The sequence below is a fragment of the Spiroplasma endosymbiont of Zeiraphera isertana genome (assembly GCF_964030805.1).
In the GTDB taxonomy this organism is placed as follows: Bacteria; Bacillota_I; Bacilli_A; order Mycoplasmatales; family VBWQ01; genus Spiroplasma_E.
Genome location: NZ_OZ034965.1, coordinates 682,593 through 700,249, shown reverse-complemented (window position 1 = coordinate 700,249; position 17,657 = coordinate 682,593). Strand labels below are relative to the sequence as shown.

Below are 17,657 nucleotides of genomic sequence, written 5' to 3'. Positions count from 1 at the left end.
ATTAAAATAATATTCTAAAATACTTGATTATATTTATAAAAAGGTATATAATATAACCAACAATTAATAATTTAAAGTTGTCTTTTATTTAAAGAAAATTAAATTATAACTATTAACTTTACTCACCCTTAATAGATTTTGTAAATTCATCAGTTCATTTAGTTATATTTTTTTCTTCAAATATTTCTCTTCTTTTTCTATCATTAGGATTTGGAATTTGAGTTTCAAATTTATCATCATCATTATATAATCTAATACCATTACCAAGATTAATAAAAGCCGCTCCGTAAGTAGTACCGCTTGTATGACCATATTGTGAAGTCATCACTTGCAAATAATAATTATAATCTTTTCAATATCAAGCAATAGCAACACATTGAAATATAGCTGCTCAACCTAAAAAATCTCATTTAGTATCGTAGGGTTGTAATTTAAATTTACAATAATTACGTATATTATTCATATTATCATACTTAATATTGAAAATTAAATCACCTAATTTTTCTCCATTTCAATGATCAAGATTGAAATCACCGTAATAAGGTACATTAGCTCAACTTATCCTTGAATTACCAACATCACCCAAAAATTCAATTTTTTTAAAATTATCAATAGGATTAATGTTACTTAAATTTCAAGTTTTAATCAATTTTTCACAATATTCATTGTTTCCTCAACCATATTTCTGTTGTTTTTCTGATTTATCTTCATTATAATATAATCTTAATTCTTTATTTAAATCACAACTTTTTATATTATTAATTTTTTTAGGATATCATCCTTCAAAATAATAAACTTCACATTTATCATCTATTACATAAGCAATACCATCATTAAAATTATTAATAAAGTTAATATCTATAATATTTATATTACCTAATTCATCATAATGATTTATTTGTTGCTTTTTTGAATAAAATACAAATATTCCTTTATCTGTAGCAATATACATATCACCAGTTTTTAAATTGTTATCTTTAGAATTTCTAGGTAATTTTTTTATAACTTTAATAATTCCAAATCATGAATAATCTGATTTTTTTATAACTGTAATTAAATTACTAAATTCTTCTAAAGTAATATTATCAGTTTTTATTTTTTCTCCTGTAACAGTTCCATCTTTTGAAATATTGGAAGTATTTAAAAAATAAATTTCTTCTTTTTTTGTGTTTACATAATAATTATTATTAAAATTTATTATATTCGTTATTTCATCACTAATATTATTAAATTGATAAACAATACTATTAGCACCAATTAAATATAAAGCATTAGTTGTTCCAACATATATATCGCCAGATTTTAAATCAATACCTTTATTTTTTTCATCTAAAACTTTTATAATAGTAATATCACCCTTTATTTTATCAATTTGTGGTTTTAAATCACAAACTAATATATTTTTATTAGATGAATTAAAACACATATTTATATTGCGTTTTTGCTTTTTTGCATTTTTATGTTTACATTTTACATTATCAACTATTGCCATTAATGTAGCTATATTTTGCAATAATTCTTGATTATTTGCTAAAGTAGTTAAAAATAGTAATAATCAGCTATTTACATTGTTAGAAATATTTAATCAATTTTGAGTTAATGATGTTAAACTTTGTCATGATATTGTTTGAGAATTTGTATATATTTCATTTATTTTATTTGATATTCCATAAAATCTCATACTTTCAGCAGTTGCCAATATAACACGAACTAAATCTTTCCTTATACTATTATGATCATATCTTCTATTATAACTTTGTAAAGTATTAAAAGAATTATAAATATTTTCTCATGAAATAGTATCTATATCACCAGCAAGAACATTATAATTTGAACTATATCCCAAATTAATAGAATTAGTATTTTCATATTGTATTGTTGTAGAATCTGAAAAATAATAATAATTATTATTTGCTATAAATCCTTGAAGATAAAAATCTCTTGCTCTAAAAACCAATCTTAAATCATTATCACTAGTATTTTCATATTGTCCTCTTATTCAAGGATTATTAACACAAGTAAATTTGTCAATAGTTTGACTATAACTAGGAGAATCATTTAGTCTAATTGGAATAATAAAAATATCATCATTATTATTATTAGAATTTATACTATATATTGGAATTCTTGAAATTAAATTTTCATCAAACGAAATTCTTGAAATTAAATTTTCATTTTCTAAGTCAGAAAGAATAAACAAAATTTGAGTTCTAAAAGAATATCATTCTGTATATCTTGGATCATTTGGTAAATAACGAAATAAAATTAAATTAGAAACTGTTATTTTTTTATTTTCATCATCCTTCCTTTTAACTCTCTTTCTACTTTTTTCATGTCTATGTTTATGTGTACTTGTTTCTAATTCTTGACTTGATATTGAATCTAAATCTGTTTGATAAATTGGATTAATATTTTGATTTGTTTGATTTAAATTATATGATTGATAATTATTACTTGAATTTGTATAACTAATTTCTTGATTTATTGATTCTAAACTATTAGTATTTTTGCTAGCTCAATCTTTAATCTTTTGATTATCAATTGACTTAGCATATATACCTTCACTTTTAGAATTAAATAATGGTGCACTTAATACTCATAATTTAAATCAATAAGTTGGATTAAAATATTTCATTATAAATATTTCCTTTCATTAATAAATATGTGTTAAAAACAAAAAAAAAGAAAAAACTACTCTAACTTCAACGAATTAGAAAGGCTCTTCTTTTTATTTTATCTATTTAAATAAAAATATTTTCATTAAGTTTTTAACAATTAAATTATATACATAAAAATTTTAAAATGTGAAAATATAATTTTTTTAAAATTTAATTTAATTATTTTTATAATATTCTTTAATTTCTTTTATTTTATTATTAAAATCTAATTTATGTTTTTTACACATTTTAAAAAATTGAATTGTAGTATCTTCTAAATCTAAAGTTTTTAAAGTAACTAATACTTTATTATTACAATCTTTAACAATACATTTAAGTAATACTTTTTCTTGTTTTTGCATTAATTATCTTCCTTTTTACAATTACATAAATTAATTGATATATTTAATTGTTTTAATTTTTTTAAATTTTCTGATGATTCAATAATTGCATTTTTTGTAAAAATATCCATTTCAAATTCTATTTTCATTATTTACTCCTTATTTAAATAATATCAACCAATTAATAAACTATCTGCTTCATCATGATTTGATATTTTTATATTTCATTCATATTTTTCATTTAAATAAAAACATATATCTTCACTTATTTTTTTATTTCAATTTTTTAAAGAAATATTAGTAATATTATTATCTATATATCATTTTTTTCATGAAGAAGGACTTATTAACATATTTTTTGTTAATAATTTATTAAATTGTCCAGCAATAAAACCTCTTAAATGTTCTTGAGTTTCATAACCAATACCATTTTTTGAATGAAAAGTACCACGTTCAATAATTAAATCAATATTGGTATCTTTTATATTATTAAAAAATATTTCACTTTCAAAATTTAAAACTCCATATTTTTTAAAACTATAACTACTAATTAATATTGGTTTTCAAATAATTTCATTTTCATAACAATTTTTACATTCTTTTATAATTTTTAATGAAACATTATCATCATTATGAATTTCACAATATACATATTCTCTAGTAGGTCAATAATTTAAATTTTTATCATATTTATATTTTTTTTCTCATAATGTAAAACCTGTATTTTTAATACTTGGGTCAATTGAAAGTAAATAATTATTCATAATTTCTATACTCATTTTTATTATTATTTTTTAAATTTTTAAATCTTTCACGAATTTCTTTAAATTTATCAAATAATACTTTTAAATAATTTTCACCCATTAATATTAAAAAATCTTTATTATTACTTGGATTTAATCTTTCCATATCTTCTCTTATACATTCATCAAATAAAACTGTATTTGTAATCATATATTTTTCAAAATAATCTAATTGTTTTTCACTTGGTTCTCATTTTTCATTAGATGTTTTTATATTATTAACGTAATTATTTTGTGGTTTATTATTTTGAATTAAATTAACACTATCATTATCTGGGTCAAGTTCATCTTCACTTAATAAAAGTAAATTCATTAAGAAATATCTATAAGCATAAGTTTCTGCACTACCTTTTGCTTTTGCTATATCTGTATTTTTAGCACAAGCAAAAATATTAAAATCTTCTCTAAATTCTATATTATCTAAATCAATAATTGAATATTTTTTTTGATATGAAACTTCTATTTCTTTTGTTACATTTTGTATTTTATTATTATTTTTATCTATAAATTCTTTAATATTTTCTATTTTATTTATATTCATATTTTCTGAAATATCTGAATGTAAAATAAGTATATTTAATTCTCTACATAGTACTTTTAATTTATTAAAAATATCACTTAATAATCAATATTTATAATTACCATGAGTATTAAAACCATTTTTAGGTGTACTACCAATTTCTAATTGTAATTTAAGTATTTTTTTATATAAATTATTCATTATAATCACTCTTTCTATTTTTTGTTTTTTTAATTGCATTTTTAATTAAATTTCTTACAAATTCAGATACAGTTATATTTTTTTCTTTACAAAATTCTTTTAAGTTTTGAAATTCTAATTCTTTAAATCTAATTATTAATATTTTATTTAATAATTCTTCTTTAGATATATTTTTAGGTGACATTATTTATTCACTACTTTCTTTTTTAAAAGCATTTTTAATACTTTCACCATATATACCATTTTCAATATCTTGAAAAAATTGTTGTAAATTATTTGTTATTTCTTGAAAACTTTTATTTTTCATTATTTATTACACTCCTTTAAAATTTTCTAATTGTAATTCATTAATATAATATTCATATAAGTAATCTCAATTATTTGATGTTAAATACATATCTTCTTCAATCATTTCATCAATACATTTATTACAATAATAACTATTATCTATTTCACTAATTCAAATATATTTTTCATTATGAATATTACATTTCATTTTTTTCACCTATTAATTTATAAAAACATTTATTACAAGTTCTATTTCCATATGATGAATTTTTATGACAAATATCACATGAACCTTTAATTCTATATTCTCTACATTCCATAATTATTCATTCCTTTCTATAATTTTTAATATTTCTTTTATTTCAATAGACTTGGTGCAAAACCTTTAATTTTAACAATTTAACGATTATTATTAATATTAAAGGTGATAGTTATTATGTTGAAAAAATATAAAGATGATCAAGAATTTTATAGTTTAGTCGGCATAAAGCCACAAACATTTTATAAAATGCTTGAAATTTTAAAAATTGCTGAGTCTAAACAAAAATATTATGGTGGTATAAAAAATAAAATTGTAATTGAAGAGCGTTTATTAATGACTTTAGAATATTGAAAAGACTATAGTGGTTATAGAGTTATTGCAAAAAGATATAATATTAGTCATACTAGTTGCATTCGTAATATTTTTTGAATTGAAAATATTTTAATAAAAAGCGGAATTTTTAATTTACCTGGAAAAAAAGATTTAACAAAAAATAAAGGTACTAATAATAATTTGTTAGCTATTGATGCTACTGAAACTCCAATTGAAAGAATTAAAAAAAACTAAAATTACTTTTTTCAGGTAAAAAGAAACATCATTCTCTCAAATCCCAAATAATTATTGATATTTCCAATGGAAAAATTATTTCAACTGCTTTTTGTTTTGGAAGCATTCATGATTTTAAATTGATTCTAAAATCTAAAACTTTTATTCATCCAGAAAAACAAGTTTTTGTTGATTCGGGTTATCAAGGTATACAAAATATTCATAAAAATACATTTTTGCCATTTAAAAAAAGTAAATACAATCAATTAACACCAATTCAAAAAGAATACAATAAAACTTTAAGTAAAATTAGAATTAAAATTGAACACGTATTTGCTAAACTAAAACGTTTTAAAATTTTAAGTTTAAAATATCGCAATAAAATACGAAGATTTGCATTAAGATTTAATTTAATAACAGGAATATATAATTTTGAATTACCTTAGTTTTGCACCAAGTCTAATATATTTTTTATTTTTAAGTAATTTTTCATTACATAAATTTTTTATTAATTCAATTTTTTCAACATTTAATAACATATTAATTTCCTTTAATACTTTAAATAAAATATTTTATTATTATGAGTTGATATATCTTTCATTAGTGTAACTATATAATTTATTGCTAAATCATTATCTTTATATGGATTATTGATTTTAAAACTTTTCATATCTTGTTCTCATGTAATGTTATATTTAAAACATTCTTGATTTTTATCATTTTTAAAAATATAATAACCATTATATTGTTCATAAAATTCACAAGATATTAATTCATTTTCATTTCTAGTAATATTTGGAATATTTTTAATATATTTTAAAATATCACTACCTTTAACACTTTCAATATCTTTTGTTATTGATTTTTTACCTAATTTATAATAAAAATCTTCAATTATTTTTAATTCTATTTTTTTATTTTTTTCATCAATAATAGTATCTTTAATAGGAAATCATGTTTCATATTCACCAATTTCTAATAACATACCTTTAGTTGTTTCTTTAATTTTATTTTTAATATCTAAATTAACATTAATCATTACGTATCCTTTCTATGTATAAGCCTTATCACCTACAGTGATAAAAGGCTTATATACTAATAACTACTTATTACTATACGTAAGGCTTATGCTACTGTAGGTAGCAAAGCCTTGGAGGGTAGGGGTTCTAGGGGAAGGGAACCAAAATTTTTGAAATTTTCAAAGAGCAACACAAAAATTACTATTGGAATATTCCAGCACAATAGCCTAAATAATTTTTTATTTAGTTATGTAATAATTAATTACTTTAATAAAGTGCTGGTTTAATAAAATAATTAATTATAATTTTTTAAGAATTAAAAAATGAGAGTATTATCTCTCATTTAAGTTTTTATTAAACATAACCATTAACTTTATACGCCCCAGATTACATAAAAGCCTCGTATTTTCAAATAGCATGATTCATATGTAATAAAAAGGTATTTTTATTTTTTTAAACATTTTCTTTTTAATTCTTTCTATGATTATTTTTATGCGATTATCATAACTAATACATTAATAAGTAATACTAATTTTACAATATTTATACAATTAATTTTTAATATACTTAATTTGAAAATTCACTTAACCAAATATAAAAATTATCCACGATTACGATTTTTTAACTTCAAAGCTTGCATACAAATTCGCTATTTAAGTTCCTGATTTTCTTTTACTAATTCTTGAATTATTGCATATGGATCTTGTTCTAAGGTAAAACTAACAAATTTGGAGATTAACTGTTGTTGTTCATTAGATGATAATTTATAAGCATTATATGTTTTAAAATTAACCCAAGCAATTTTTAAAAATTTAGTTTCTACTCTTTCAATACCACTTGAATAAAAATAAGTTTTTTTATTATTTATTAAAATTGTTAAAGGTTTTTCTTTTAATTTTCAAAAAAACTCTTGATGAAATAAAAAAAATCATCAACCTGGCCTAAAATTTGATTTTATTTAATTTTGGGATTTATTTTTTTTACAAACTGAAATATAATGCTTCAGATTTTGCATAAGGTGATATTTTATAATGTTGGTATTTAAATTTTCATAAATTGAGGTAATTTTGAATATTGGTAAATCCAATGCCATGATAATGAGTAATAAATTCTTTTAAACTTGATTGTATTTTACTGATATTACTTAAATTTTTATAATTTAATTCTTTATTTTCTTTTGATTTAAATTTCTTGAGATTACATTTTGTTTGTTTAGCTACTGTATCATATAGTATTTGCATATCACAAACTATAATTGATTTTTCTTCGATAAGCTTAGATGTTAAATTTTCTTGTACTCATTTTTTTGTTAATCTTTTAGTATTTGTTGTTTGAGCATAAATATTTTTATTTTCATCAATTGCCATTTCAATACAACAGTTTAAATCTTTAGCATTTTCTTCAATTCATTTTTTTCTTGGATCATCTGGATTTTTGAAATTTCCTTTATGAATTTCTTTGATAAAAGTTTCATCAATTTCAATTCTACCTTTTAATTTTGTGAATGGTTTTTGTGTTTTTGCTAATTGTGATGATTTCATAAATTTTTGACGATTAAATCATGCTGATGTTTTTGAAATTTTAGCAAATTGAGAAATAGTATAAGCAGATTGACCTAACAATGACAATCAAATTATTCAATCTCATTGTTCATGAGATAAATGACTTCAATGTAAAAAATGATTTCTTAAAGCATCAAAGCTACTTTTACAATCTTTGCATAAATATTTTTGCTTATTATTCTTAAAACCATTTTTTACACATCAATAAGATTTACAATTTGGACATTGAATTCCTTTTTCTTTAAATTTTTTATCAATTGCATCTAATTTTTCTTTTTTCTCAATTTGTTTAATTCTATTTTTAAAATGTCTAATAATTTTTATAAATTCTTCATCTTTTTTGTTTTTTAAAACATCAATTAATTCATTATTAGTCACAAAAAATCACCCCCGATATAAAAATATTACTTTTAATTTTAAATTAAATGTAATATCAAGATTTTTTGTGAAAATTAAAAGGTTTTTCTTGTGTTTTTAAATCTAATTTAGTAGTACCACATCAAATTAAAGAATATTTAATTTTAAATCTTAATAAAATTGCAGGTCTACCATATTTGTGATCTAATTCATCAGAACGATGTAAAACATATACATGCATACTTTTATAAATAATTTGTGTCATCTTAAAACCTTTCATTTTTACATTTATATGCAATTTACCATAAATATAAGTAATTATTTACTTTTTTATACTACAATGGTATAATTTAAATGTACAAAAATTTCACTTTCTGTACGGATATGGCAAAGCAGTAATGTGTGATGTCTTGCCTGGTAGCCAAACCGGGTAAATATTTAGAACCATTCGGTTCTTTTTTTATTAAGTAGTTTTAATAATAAATATTAATAAATAAAATTATTTAATTTTATTTATTTCTTAGAAATAAGTTCTTTATATATTTCAAAAACTTCACGACGAACTAATTGAGATAAATTAACTTTGTAATTATTTTCTTTAAGTTCATTTAACATATTTTGAGTTTTTTGGTCAATTGAAATTGTTTTAACAATTTTTTTATTTAATTCTATATTATAAATATCATTTTTCGTAACCTTTGTGTTTGGTTCAATTTCATCGCTTTTAACAAAGCCTTTATCAACAGAATCAATACTTTTTTGTATACTTTCGAATAATTTACTCTTTTTTTCAGACATATTATAACACTCCCTTTTCAATTAATTCATTTGTTAAAAATCCAATTGGATTTTTATCTGTGATAGAATTAAATTTCATAAGCATAGTTTCTTTTTGTTTAACCGTTGATAAAGGTATCTTAGTCTTTAAAATATTTCCACCAATTTCACTATTCATAATAGCTTCGATTACAGCATTATGAGTTTTATTTTTTTGAACTTTGTTAATAACAAAATAATTCATATTATTTTTTAAATTCAAACCAAATTGGTTTAAAGTTTTAATTGCATTATCATATGGTTCTTTAATTGTTTTATATCCTTCATAACTAAATTGGTGTGGTTCAATCGGAATAATTATTTCATCACTTGCCAATAAAACATTTAATAAAATTTTATTCATAGAAGGAAAAGAATCAAAAAATATATAATCTATTTTATTTGCTAAAATATCTTTCATTTTACTTAAATTATTTTTCAATATTAATTCTCCCATACTCATTGCAGTTACAAAAGTATTTGTTTCTAAGACTAAATTTTTGTATGCAGGAATCATTAAAACATTCTCTATATTAGTTTCCTCAATTGAATTTAATAATTCGTTATTGTTGGAATCTTTAAATCATAATTCAATGTTTTTATTACTAGTGTAATTTGATATTAAAGCTCTGCTTAAATTTGCTTGTGGATCAATATCAAATACGAGTATTTTCTTATTTAATTGAGATAAAATATTAATAATATTTAAAGTTAATGTGGTTTTGCCAACTCCACCTTTAGAATTTGCAAAAGTTATTATTTTCATAACGATACCTCCCTCAAATTATTATTTATTAATATTTAATTAAATCACTATTAATAAATAAAATTAAATATTTATGATAATTAACAATTAACAATACATTTTAAAATTCTATAAACTTTAAAGTGATTTTTAGAACTTGTATCAAAAATAATGTAAAATTATATTAATTAAAATAGGAGGTTTATATATGACTGACAATAAAATTAAAAGACCAATGAATGCTTATATGCTTTTTAGTAAGGAAAAAAGAGCAGAGATTATCCAACAAAAACCTGAACTTAAATCTAAAGTTGCAGAAGTTGCCAAATTGATTGGTAATCATTGAAAAGAAATGACAAACGAAGAAAAAGCTAAATATCAAAATTTAGCATTAGAACATAAAAAAAGATATGAAAGTGAAATTTAAAAATAAATATTTAATTATTTAAAAATCGTAATTTTAAAAACAACGATATATGAATTGTCTCATATATCGTTGTTTTATTTTAAAGGAAAACAAAAAGAAAGGTGAATACTATGAATTTAGAAATAATTGGTTGATTAGCAGTTGCTTTAAATAGTTTTATATTTTTACCTCAAATTATAAAAATTATTAAAACAAAAAGAGTACGTGATTTATCTTTTTTTATGTTATGAATTCAATTATTATCTTGTTTTTTATGAATAGCTTATGGAATATTTATAAAAAATTGAGAAGTTGTAAGTTTAGATTCAATAATCTTAATCTCTACAATTATTATTTTAGGATTTAAATTTAATAATCACTATAAAGGGTCATAATAAAAAATCATTTAATGTTCATCAAAATCTTGCATAATTTTTTTTACTTCTTCATCACTTAAAATGGATTTTTCAATTATTTTACTTTTTTGTTTTTCAAAATTTTTTACCACTAGCTTTGATTTATTTGCATACTCTTTATATTCTTTTTTAGTTGGTACTTTTTCAAGTTCAGGATTTTGAGAATTATATTTTCCTAAATCCAAATGCGTATTTAAAATAATTTTGCTATATTTTCGTCCAACTTTTATCAATTCATAAGTAAAAATAATATCAGTATTTTCTAAGTCTTTTTTCACTGGTTCTAAAATTCTTGTTTTTAACATATTTATCTGTTTAAAATAACTACTTTTTAAACTTAAATTTAAAATTTTTGACAATTTTTAAAAATCTCATTCACGAACATAAATTGGTGTTTTTTTGTTTTAGCATTCATATATAAATAACTACGTAAATATTCATATAAACGCATTGAATATTTAGTAGTAAATTCTTTTGTATAAGGCAAAAAAAATATTTATATAATAGACTTGGTGCAAAACCTTTAATTTTAACAATTTAACGATTATTATTAATATTAAAGGTGATAGTTATTATGTTGAAAAAATATAAAGATGATCAAGAATTTTATAGTTTAGTCGGCATAAAGCCACAAACATTTTATAAAATGTTTGAAATTTTAAAAATTGCTGAGTCTAAACAAAAATATTATGGTGGTAGAAAAAATAAAATTGTAATTGAAGAGCGTTTATTAATGACTTTAGAATATTGAAAAGACTATAGTAGTTATAGAGTTATTGCAAAAAGATATAATATTAGTCATACTAGTTGCATTCGTAATATTTTTTGAATTGAAAATATTTTAACAAAAAGCGGAATTTTTAATTTACCCGGAAAAAAAGATTTAACAAAAAATAAAGGTACTAATAATAATTTGTTAGCTATTGATGCTACTGAAACTCCAATTGAAAGAATTAAAAAAAACTAAAATTAATTTTTTCAGGTAAAAAGAAACATCATTCTCTCAAATCCCAAATAATTATTGATATTTCCAATGGAAAAATTATTTCAACTGCTTTTTGTTTTGGAAGCATTCATGATTTTAAATTGCTTCTAAAATCTAAAACTTTTATTCATCCAGAAAAACAAGTTTTTGTTGATTCAGGTTATCAAGGTATACAAAATATTCATAAAAATACATTTTTGCCATTTAAAAAAAGTAAATACAATCAATTAACACCAATTCAAAAAGAATACAATAAAACTTTAAGTAAAATTAGAATTAAAATTGAACACGTATTTGCTAAACTAAAACGTTTTAAAATTTTAAGTTTAAAATATCGCAATAAAATACGAAGATTTGCATTAAGATTTAATTTAATAGCAGGAATATATAATTTTGAATTACCTTAGTTTTGCACCAAGTCTAATATAATTTTTAACATTATTAAAGTTATATAAAATTTTACTTTTCTTAAAAAAATCTGTTTCTGGACTATTAATATATTTATAACTTTTATCTTCTCTATTATAATTTCTTGCAGAAAAACCAACACAATCTTTATCTTCATCTTTAATAGCAAAAATAATTCGATTTGAAAAGGTAGGAAGAAGTTGATCCTTATTATTAATTTTCATAAGTCCTAATTTTACAAATTCAATATTATCTTTATAACCTTGTGCATTAAGATAATCTATTAATTCATTATTAATAGGTGCATAACCAATATTAAAATATTTAATATTTTCAGTAGTAATATTACGATTTTGTAAATATTTCATTGCTTCTTGACCAATATCAGTTAGTAACTGATAACTAAAAAAATTCATTGCAATATTATTTAAAATTTTTAGTGGATTTTTTTAGTTTCAACATTAAATTCAGATAAATTAATATCAAACTCTTTTAAATTTAAATTAACATTATCTGCTGCTTCTTTAAGAGCATTAATAAAATTAATATTTTTATATTTTTGTAAAAAAATAAAAACGTTTCCTTGTTCACCACAAGAAAAACATTTATAAATTTGTTTTTCTTGTGAAATTGATAATGAAGGAGTAGAGTCTTCGTGAAAAGGACAGATAGCTCAAAAATTATTGCCTTTACTGATCAAATTTAAATATTTACCCATAACTTCAACAATATTAATTTTTGCTTTAACTTCATTAATTTTTTTATTAAACTCGATATCCATATTTTTTCACACAATTCTAACAAATAACGTCTAATTTGTCATATAAATATTCTTTAAGTTGATCAACTTTAACTATAACTTGATTTGTAGTATCACGATCTCTAATTGTAACAGTACCTTTAGTTTTTGTGTCATAATCAATTGTTACACAATACATAGTACCAATACCATCTTGATAACGATAAGATTTACCAACACTTGATGATGCTTCATAAATTACTCTTAATTGTGTTTTATTTAACATTTCAAAAATTTCATATGCCTCTTTACCCAATTTTGTTTTATTTAAAGACATAACAGCTACTTGATAAGGGCAAATACTCTTATTTAATTTTAACACTAACCGTTCTTTATCGTCTTTTAAAACTTCTTTTGTAAATGCTTCACAAACTAAAGTTAATAAAAGCCTTTCAACACCAATTGAAGGTTCAATAACTGAAGGAATAACCATTCTTTTTACTGTAACATTAGGATCTTGAATTTCAAAATTTACACCAGAATTCTCACTATGTTTTGTTAAATCATAATTCCCGCGATTAGCTATACCACATAATTCACTCATACCAAAAGGAAAATTATATTCAATATCAGTAGTTGCTAATGCATAATGTGCTAGTTGATTTTGTTCATGATTTTTAAATTTTATATTTTTTGAATTCAATAAACCTACTAGAGAGAGAAATTCTTTACATTGATCAACTCAATAATTAAATCAAGTGTTATCATTTTTATCCTTTGGAATAAAGAAAAATTCTAATTCCATTTGTTCAAATTCTCTAGTACGAAAAATAAAATTACCAGGAGTTATCTCGTTTCTAAAACTTTTACCAATTTGACCAATACCAAATGGTACTTTTTTATTATAACTATTTCTTACATTATTAAAATTTATAAATATTTCTTGTGCAGTTTCAGGTCTTAAATAAATTTTATTTTTATCTTCTTTTAAAACACCTTGATATGTTTCAAACATTAATTGAAATTGTCTAACTTTAGTTCAATCTTCATTATTGCATTTAATACATTAGACTTGGTGCAAAACCTTTAATTTTAACAATTTAACGATTATTATTAATATTAAAGGTGATAGTTATTATGTTGAAAAAATATAAAGATGATCAAGAATTTTATAGTTTAGTCGGCATAAAGCCACAAACATTTTATAAAATGCTTGAAATTTTAAAAATTGCTGAGTCTAAACAAAAATATTATGGTGGTAGAAAAAATAAAATTGTAATTGAAGAGCGTTTATTAATGACTTTAGAATATTGAAAAGACTATAGTAGTTATAGAGTTATTGCAAAAAGATATAATATTAGTCATACTAGTTGCATTCGTAATATTTTTTGAATTGAAAATATTTTAATAAAAAGCGGAATTTTTAATTTACCTGGAAAAAAAGATTTAACAAAAAATAAAGGTACTAATAATAATTTGTTAGCTATTGATGCTACTGAAACTCCAATTGAAAGAATTAAAAAAAACTAAAATTACTTTTTTCAGGTAAAAAGAAACATCATTCTCTCAAATCCCAAATAATTATTGATATTTCCAATGGAAAAATTATTTCAACTGCTTTTTGTTTTGGAAGCATTCATGATTTTAAATTGCTTCTAAAATCTAAAACTTTTATTCATCCAGAAAAACAAGTTTTTGTTGATTCAGGTTATCAAGGTATACAAAATATTCACAAAAATACATTTTTGCCATTTAAAAAAAGTAAATACAATCAATTAACACCAATTCAAAAAGAATACAATAAAACTTTAAGTAAAATTAGAATTAAAATTGAACACGTATTTGCTAAACTAAAACGTTTTAAAATTTTAAGTTTAAAATATCGCAATAAAATACGAAGATTTGCATTAAGATTTAATTTAATAGCAGGAATATATAATTTTGAATTACCTTAGTTTTGCACCAAGTCTATTTAATATGATTTTGATTAATATATGTTTCTAATTTTTCATTACTTCAATTATCACAATTAATACTAGGAAAATAATGATTAATTAAATTATCAACTCGAAATCGAGACTTACATTTTTTACAATCAATTAATGGATCACTAAAATTACTCAAATGCCCTGAAGCTTCTCAAACTTTAGATTTCATAATAATTGAACTATCTAACCCAACATTGTATGGATTTTTTTCGACAAAAAAAACTCATCAACTTTTCTTAATATTATTTTTAAGTGCTACACCAAGCGGACCATAATCTCAACTATTAGCAAGACCTGAATAAATTTCTGATCCTTGAAAAATAAAACCATTTTCTTTTAAATGAGTAATTATTTCCTTCATTGACTTATCATTGATAATTTTATTAATCATTGCCCCTCCATTAATCATAAAAATTTTCTTAAATATCTTAAATAATACATAAAATCTCTAAAAAGAATAATCTTGTTAATAATATGTTCATAGATAGGTTTTGTCAACCTATTATAAGTTTTATATATTATTAAAAACAATATAACAACTAATTATTAAAATATTTATGTAATTATTAATTTATTATTATATTTTTGACAGTGGCTTTCTAAAATATTAAGAATTTTATTAAGTTCTTCTTTTTCAACTTTTCATTTATTAATATCTTGATAATTGAATAAATAAAGTTGATATATTTTTTTAAACAAAACAATGTCAAAATTAATTATAGCTAATTCTAAAGAACAATTTTTACAAAAAATACCACCCAAATCATAATTAATTAAATACAAATTAGTTATTTGATTACAATTAATACAATTAGTAAAGTTAAACTGAATTCCTTGAAATATTAAACTATGAAATAAGAAAAAAACATAAACTTTCTTAAAGTTACTATTTATCATTAACTGTTCATATAAATTAAATAAAAAAGAAAAGATATTTTTATTATTAATACTAATTTTTTCTAAATAATTAATAATTATCTTGTTAAAACTTTTAATCAATTGATAACTTTTTTCATTTATAAAACTATTAAAACTTTTTATTTTTTTATATGTTATACATAAGTTTGAACAATCATAATTTTGATTAAAGATAAAAATTCAACAATCTAAAAGACTATATTTATTTAAATTGATTTTTATTTCTGGTAAAGAAACTATTTTAACACCATAATTTGATGTTAAAATGGTAACATTATTTATTGATTTAATGTAGTTAATGTTTAAAATCAAACCAGTATCAATATTAAACATATTTTAACTATAACCTAACTCTTTTAATTTTCTAGGATTATTTCTTCAATCAGGTATTACTTTTACAAAGGTTTTTAATATAATATGAGAATCAAAAATACTTTCTAAATCTGTTCTAGCTCTTATTCCAATTTCTTTAATCATACTACCTCCTTTACCAATAATAATTCCTTTTTGTGAGTCGCGTTCAACAACAATAACAGCATTAATATCAGTAATATTAGTATTTGGATTATAATTAATACTTTCAATTAATACTGCTACACTATAAGGAATTTCTTCTTCTGTTAAATTTAAAATTTTTTCACGAATAATTTCCTTAGTTAAAGTATTATCTGAAACATCATCGTTATTTTCGATTAAATAATTCTTTTCACCAATTGGTAAATACTCATATAGTTTTTTCAATAATATATCTAAGTTCATTTCTTTTATAGCGGAAATTGGAATTATTTCTTTAAATGGTAATAAATCTTTTCACTCATTAATTTTATCCATTAATTTTTCTTTTGTTACCAAATCAACCTTAGTTAATAAAAGTAGAATAGTTGTATTTACCCTTTCTGATAATAATTTAATAATATGTTTATCGCTATTTCCAATGTATTCATTACATGGCGCTAATAAACAAATAATGTTAGTTTCTTTAGTGGCGCGGTTAGCATCGCGATTCATCATTCGTCCAAGTTGGTTATTATGTTTATGAATGCCGGGAGTATCAAAAAATATGATTTGCATATCATTACTATTATAAATACCTTGAATTTGATTTCTGGTTGTTTGTGGTTTATTAGATACAATTGCCTTTTTTTCTTGAAGAATGGTATTTAATAAAGTTGATTTTCCAACATTACTTCTACCAATAAAACTAACAAAACCTGATTTAAAATTATTAGTCATAAATTAATTCCCTTTCAATGAACTTGGTTTAAACGCTAAAGGTAATAAGTCTTTTACTAATGTTTTACAAATTATTTTATTATCATTATTTTCATTTTTATTACTAATATAAACAGGGCATGTTTCTGGCATAATTTCAATCATAAATTGACGACACATACCGCAAGGAGAACCAACCGTTTCACTATCAGTAATTAAAAATAGACTAATAATATCTTCTTTTTTATAACCTTGAGCAATAACTTGTGACAAAGCTGCTCTTTCAGCACAAATACCTACTGAGTATGCAGCATTTTCAACATTTACTCCTAACACTTCTTTACTATTTTTCAAAATTACTATTGCAGCAACTCTAAATAAAGAATAAGGCGCATAAGCATTTTTTTGTATTACTTTTGCTTTTTTCAATAATACTAATAAATCTATATCTTGTTCCATTATACCACT

28 protein-coding genes and 1 pseudogene are annotated in these 17,657 nt (G+C 21.0%); 8 read left to right on the top strand and 21 right to left on the bottom strand.

Going from position 1 to position 17,657, the window contains the following annotated elements; genetic code table 4:
- Positions 1 to 118: 118 nt before the first annotated feature.
- From AAHM78_RS04835 to AAHM78_RS04800, 8 genes are all read right to left on the bottom strand, one after another.
- Positions 119 to 2,635 (bottom strand): ribosome-inactivating family protein, encoded by a 2,517-nt coding sequence (locus tag AAHM78_RS04835; protein WP_342254550.1) that lies wholly within the window; start codon positions 2,633 to 2,635, stop codon positions 119 to 121.
- A gap of 198 nt (positions 2,636 to 2,833) precedes the next feature.
- On the bottom strand, positions 2,834 to 3,019 hold the full coding sequence (locus tag AAHM78_RS04830; RefSeq protein WP_342253473.1) for a hypothetical protein: 186 nt from the start codon (positions 3,017 to 3,019) through the stop codon (positions 2,834 to 2,836).
- Complete coding sequence (locus AAHM78_RS04825; protein ID WP_338977469.1) at positions 3,019 to 3,147, bottom strand: hypothetical protein; 129 nt, start codon at positions 3,145 to 3,147, stop codon at positions 3,019 to 3,021. The genes AAHM78_RS04830 and AAHM78_RS04825 overlap by 1 nt, the downstream gene beginning before the upstream one ends.
- Positions 3,148 to 3,150: 3 nt before the next feature.
- Positions 3,151 to 3,762 (bottom strand): hypothetical protein, encoded by a 612-nt coding sequence (locus AAHM78_RS04820; protein WP_342254549.1) that lies wholly within the window; start codon positions 3,760 to 3,762, stop codon positions 3,151 to 3,153.
- Positions 3,755 to 4,522, bottom strand: coding sequence for an ERF family protein (locus AAHM78_RS04815; protein ID WP_342254548.1), 768 nt, complete (start codon positions 4,520 to 4,522; stop codon positions 3,755 to 3,757). The genes AAHM78_RS04820 and AAHM78_RS04815 overlap by 8 nt, the downstream gene beginning before the upstream one ends.
- A complete protein-coding gene (locus tag AAHM78_RS04810) occupies positions 4,515 to 4,706 on the bottom strand; it encodes a hypothetical protein (RefSeq protein WP_342254237.1) in 192 nt (63 codons plus the stop codon). Before AAHM78_RS04810 ends, AAHM78_RS04815 begins: the two co-directional genes overlap by 8 nt.
- A gap of 129 nt (positions 4,707 to 4,835) precedes the next feature.
- Positions 4,836 to 5,018, bottom strand: a complete 183-nt coding sequence (locus AAHM78_RS04805; protein WP_342254238.1) for a hypothetical protein — start codon at positions 5,016 to 5,018, stop codon at positions 4,836 to 4,838.
- Positions 5,008 to 5,190 (bottom strand): hypothetical protein, encoded by a 183-nt coding sequence (locus AAHM78_RS04800; RefSeq protein WP_342254547.1) that lies wholly within the window; start codon positions 5,188 to 5,190, stop codon positions 5,008 to 5,010. Before AAHM78_RS04800 ends, AAHM78_RS04805 begins: the two co-directional genes overlap by 11 nt.
- Before the next feature lie 56 nt (positions 5,191 to 5,246).
- Between AAHM78_RS04800 and AAHM78_RS04795 the strand changes: the two genes are divergently transcribed.
- Complete coding sequence (locus AAHM78_RS04795; RefSeq protein ID WP_342254472.1) at positions 5,247 to 5,639, top strand: transposase family protein; 393 nt, start codon at positions 5,247 to 5,249, stop codon at positions 5,637 to 5,639.
- Positions 5,640 to 5,689: 50 nt separating this feature from the next.
- Positions 5,690 to 6,064, top strand: a complete 375-nt coding sequence (locus tag AAHM78_RS04790) for a transposase family protein (protein ID WP_342255036.1) — start codon at positions 5,690 to 5,692, stop codon at positions 6,062 to 6,064.
- 104 nt (positions 6,065 to 6,168) lie between these two features.
- Here the strand turns inward: AAHM78_RS04790 and AAHM78_RS04785 are convergent, their stop codons facing one another.
- The 5 genes from AAHM78_RS04785 to AAHM78_RS04765 all read right to left on the bottom strand — a co-directional run bounded on the left by AAHM78_RS04785 (position 6,169) and on the right by AAHM78_RS04765 (position 10,138).
- A complete protein-coding gene (locus tag AAHM78_RS04785; RefSeq protein WP_342254546.1) occupies positions 6,169 to 6,657 on the bottom strand; it encodes a hypothetical protein in 489 nt (162 codons plus the stop codon).
- A 960-nt stretch (positions 6,658 to 7,617) separates the two neighbouring features.
- Positions 7,618 to 8,577 carry an IS1595 family transposase gene (locus AAHM78_RS04780; RefSeq protein WP_342252905.1) on the bottom strand — a complete coding sequence of 320 codons (960 nt, stop codon included), beginning with the start codon at positions 8,575 to 8,577 and terminating at the stop codon, positions 7,618 to 7,620.
- Positions 8,578 to 8,620: 43 nt separating this feature from the next.
- Positions 8,621 to 8,821, bottom strand: coding sequence for a hypothetical protein (locus AAHM78_RS04775; protein ID WP_342254545.1), 201 nt, complete (start codon positions 8,819 to 8,821; stop codon positions 8,621 to 8,623).
- 248 nt (positions 8,822 to 9,069) lie between these two features.
- Positions 9,070 to 9,354 (bottom strand): hypothetical protein, encoded by a 285-nt coding sequence (locus tag AAHM78_RS04770; protein ID WP_342254544.1) that lies wholly within the window; start codon positions 9,352 to 9,354, stop codon positions 9,070 to 9,072.
- 1 nt (position 9,355) lies between these two features.
- Positions 9,356 to 10,138, bottom strand: a complete 783-nt coding sequence (locus tag AAHM78_RS04765) for a ParA family protein (RefSeq protein ID WP_342254543.1) — start codon at positions 10,136 to 10,138, stop codon at positions 9,356 to 9,358.
- A 187-nt stretch (positions 10,139 to 10,325) separates the two neighbouring features.
- On the opposite strand from AAHM78_RS04765, the gene AAHM78_RS04760 reads away from it, so the two are divergent.
- Positions 10,326 to 10,544, top strand: a complete 219-nt coding sequence (locus AAHM78_RS04760) for an HMG-box domain-containing protein (protein ID WP_342254542.1) — start codon at positions 10,326 to 10,328, stop codon at positions 10,542 to 10,544.
- Between the two features lie 110 nt (positions 10,545 to 10,654).
- A complete protein-coding gene (locus AAHM78_RS04755) occupies positions 10,655 to 10,918 on the top strand; it encodes a SemiSWEET family sugar transporter (RefSeq protein ID WP_342254541.1) in 264 nt (87 codons plus the stop codon).
- 11 nt (positions 10,919 to 10,929) lie between these two features.
- Here the strand turns inward: AAHM78_RS04755 and AAHM78_RS04750 are convergent, their stop codons facing one another.
- Positions 10,930 to 11,298 carry a hypothetical protein gene (locus tag AAHM78_RS04750; RefSeq protein ID WP_342254540.1) on the bottom strand — a complete coding sequence of 123 codons (369 nt, stop codon included), beginning with the start codon at positions 11,296 to 11,298 and terminating at the stop codon, positions 10,930 to 10,932.
- A 215-nt stretch (positions 11,299 to 11,513) separates the two neighbouring features.
- Between AAHM78_RS04750 and AAHM78_RS04745 the strand changes: the two genes are divergently transcribed.
- Positions 11,514 to 11,906 (top strand): transposase family protein, encoded by a 393-nt coding sequence (locus AAHM78_RS04745; RefSeq protein ID WP_342254539.1) that lies wholly within the window; start codon positions 11,514 to 11,516, stop codon positions 11,904 to 11,906.
- Positions 11,907 to 11,956: 50 nt separating this feature from the next.
- Positions 11,957 to 12,331, top strand: a complete 375-nt coding sequence (locus AAHM78_RS04740; RefSeq protein ID WP_342254611.1) for a transposase family protein — start codon at positions 11,957 to 11,959, stop codon at positions 12,329 to 12,331.
- Here AAHM78_RS04740 and AAHM78_RS04735 read toward each other — a convergent pair.
- Genes AAHM78_RS04735 through AAHM78_RS04725 form a run of 3 tightly spaced genes read right to left on the bottom strand, consistent with a single transcriptional unit; the run spans position 12,323 to position 14,134 of the window.
- Positions 12,323 to 12,748 carry a hypothetical protein gene (locus AAHM78_RS04735; protein ID WP_342254538.1) on the bottom strand — a complete coding sequence of 142 codons (426 nt, stop codon included), beginning with the start codon at positions 12,746 to 12,748 and terminating at the stop codon, positions 12,323 to 12,325. The genes AAHM78_RS04740 and AAHM78_RS04735 overlap by 9 nt on opposite strands.
- A gap of 20 nt (positions 12,749 to 12,768) precedes the next feature.
- A complete protein-coding gene (locus tag AAHM78_RS04730; RefSeq protein ID WP_342254537.1) occupies positions 12,769 to 13,125 on the bottom strand; it encodes a CHC2 zinc finger domain-containing protein in 357 nt (118 codons plus the stop codon).
- A 4-nt stretch (positions 13,126 to 13,129) separates the two neighbouring features.
- A complete protein-coding gene (locus AAHM78_RS04725; RefSeq protein ID WP_342255035.1) occupies positions 13,130 to 14,134 on the bottom strand; it encodes a glycine--tRNA ligase in 1,005 nt (334 codons plus the stop codon).
- A gap of 74 nt (positions 14,135 to 14,208) precedes the next feature.
- On the opposite strand from AAHM78_RS04725, the gene AAHM78_RS04720 reads away from it, so the two are divergent.
- Both AAHM78_RS04720 and AAHM78_RS04715 read left to right on the top strand, forming a co-directional pair.
- Positions 14,209 to 14,601, top strand: a complete 393-nt coding sequence (locus tag AAHM78_RS04720; protein WP_342252835.1) for a transposase family protein — start codon at positions 14,209 to 14,211, stop codon at positions 14,599 to 14,601.
- A gap of 50 nt (positions 14,602 to 14,651) precedes the next feature.
- Positions 14,652 to 15,026 (top strand): transposase family protein, encoded by a 375-nt coding sequence (locus AAHM78_RS04715; protein ID WP_342254611.1) that lies wholly within the window; start codon positions 14,652 to 14,654, stop codon positions 15,024 to 15,026.
- Positions 15,027 to 15,042: 16 nt separating this feature from the next.
- On the opposite strand, the pseudogene AAHM78_RS04710 reads toward AAHM78_RS04715, so the two are convergent.
- The 4 genes and pseudogenes from AAHM78_RS04710 to cdd form a co-directional block, all read right to left on the bottom strand.
- Positions 15,043 to 15,450, bottom strand: a pseudogene (locus tag AAHM78_RS04710) (glycine--tRNA ligase); the annotation flags it as partial.
- 164 nt (positions 15,451 to 15,614) lie between these two features.
- On the bottom strand, positions 15,615 to 16,310 hold the full coding sequence (recO, locus tag AAHM78_RS04705) for a DNA repair protein RecO (RefSeq protein WP_342254535.1): 696 nt from the start codon (positions 16,308 to 16,310) through the stop codon (positions 15,615 to 15,617).
- A 3-nt stretch (positions 16,311 to 16,313) separates the two neighbouring features.
- The gene (era, locus tag AAHM78_RS04700) at positions 16,314 to 17,210 is read right to left on the bottom strand and encodes a GTPase Era (RefSeq protein WP_342254534.1); all 897 of its coding nucleotides are present in this window, start codon (positions 17,208 to 17,210) and stop codon (positions 16,314 to 16,316) included.
- Between the two features lie 3 nt (positions 17,211 to 17,213).
- A complete protein-coding gene (cdd, locus tag AAHM78_RS04695) occupies positions 17,214 to 17,648 on the bottom strand; it encodes a cytidine deaminase (protein WP_342254533.1) in 435 nt (144 codons plus the stop codon).
- Between the last annotated feature and the right edge of the window lie 9 nt (positions 17,649 to 17,657).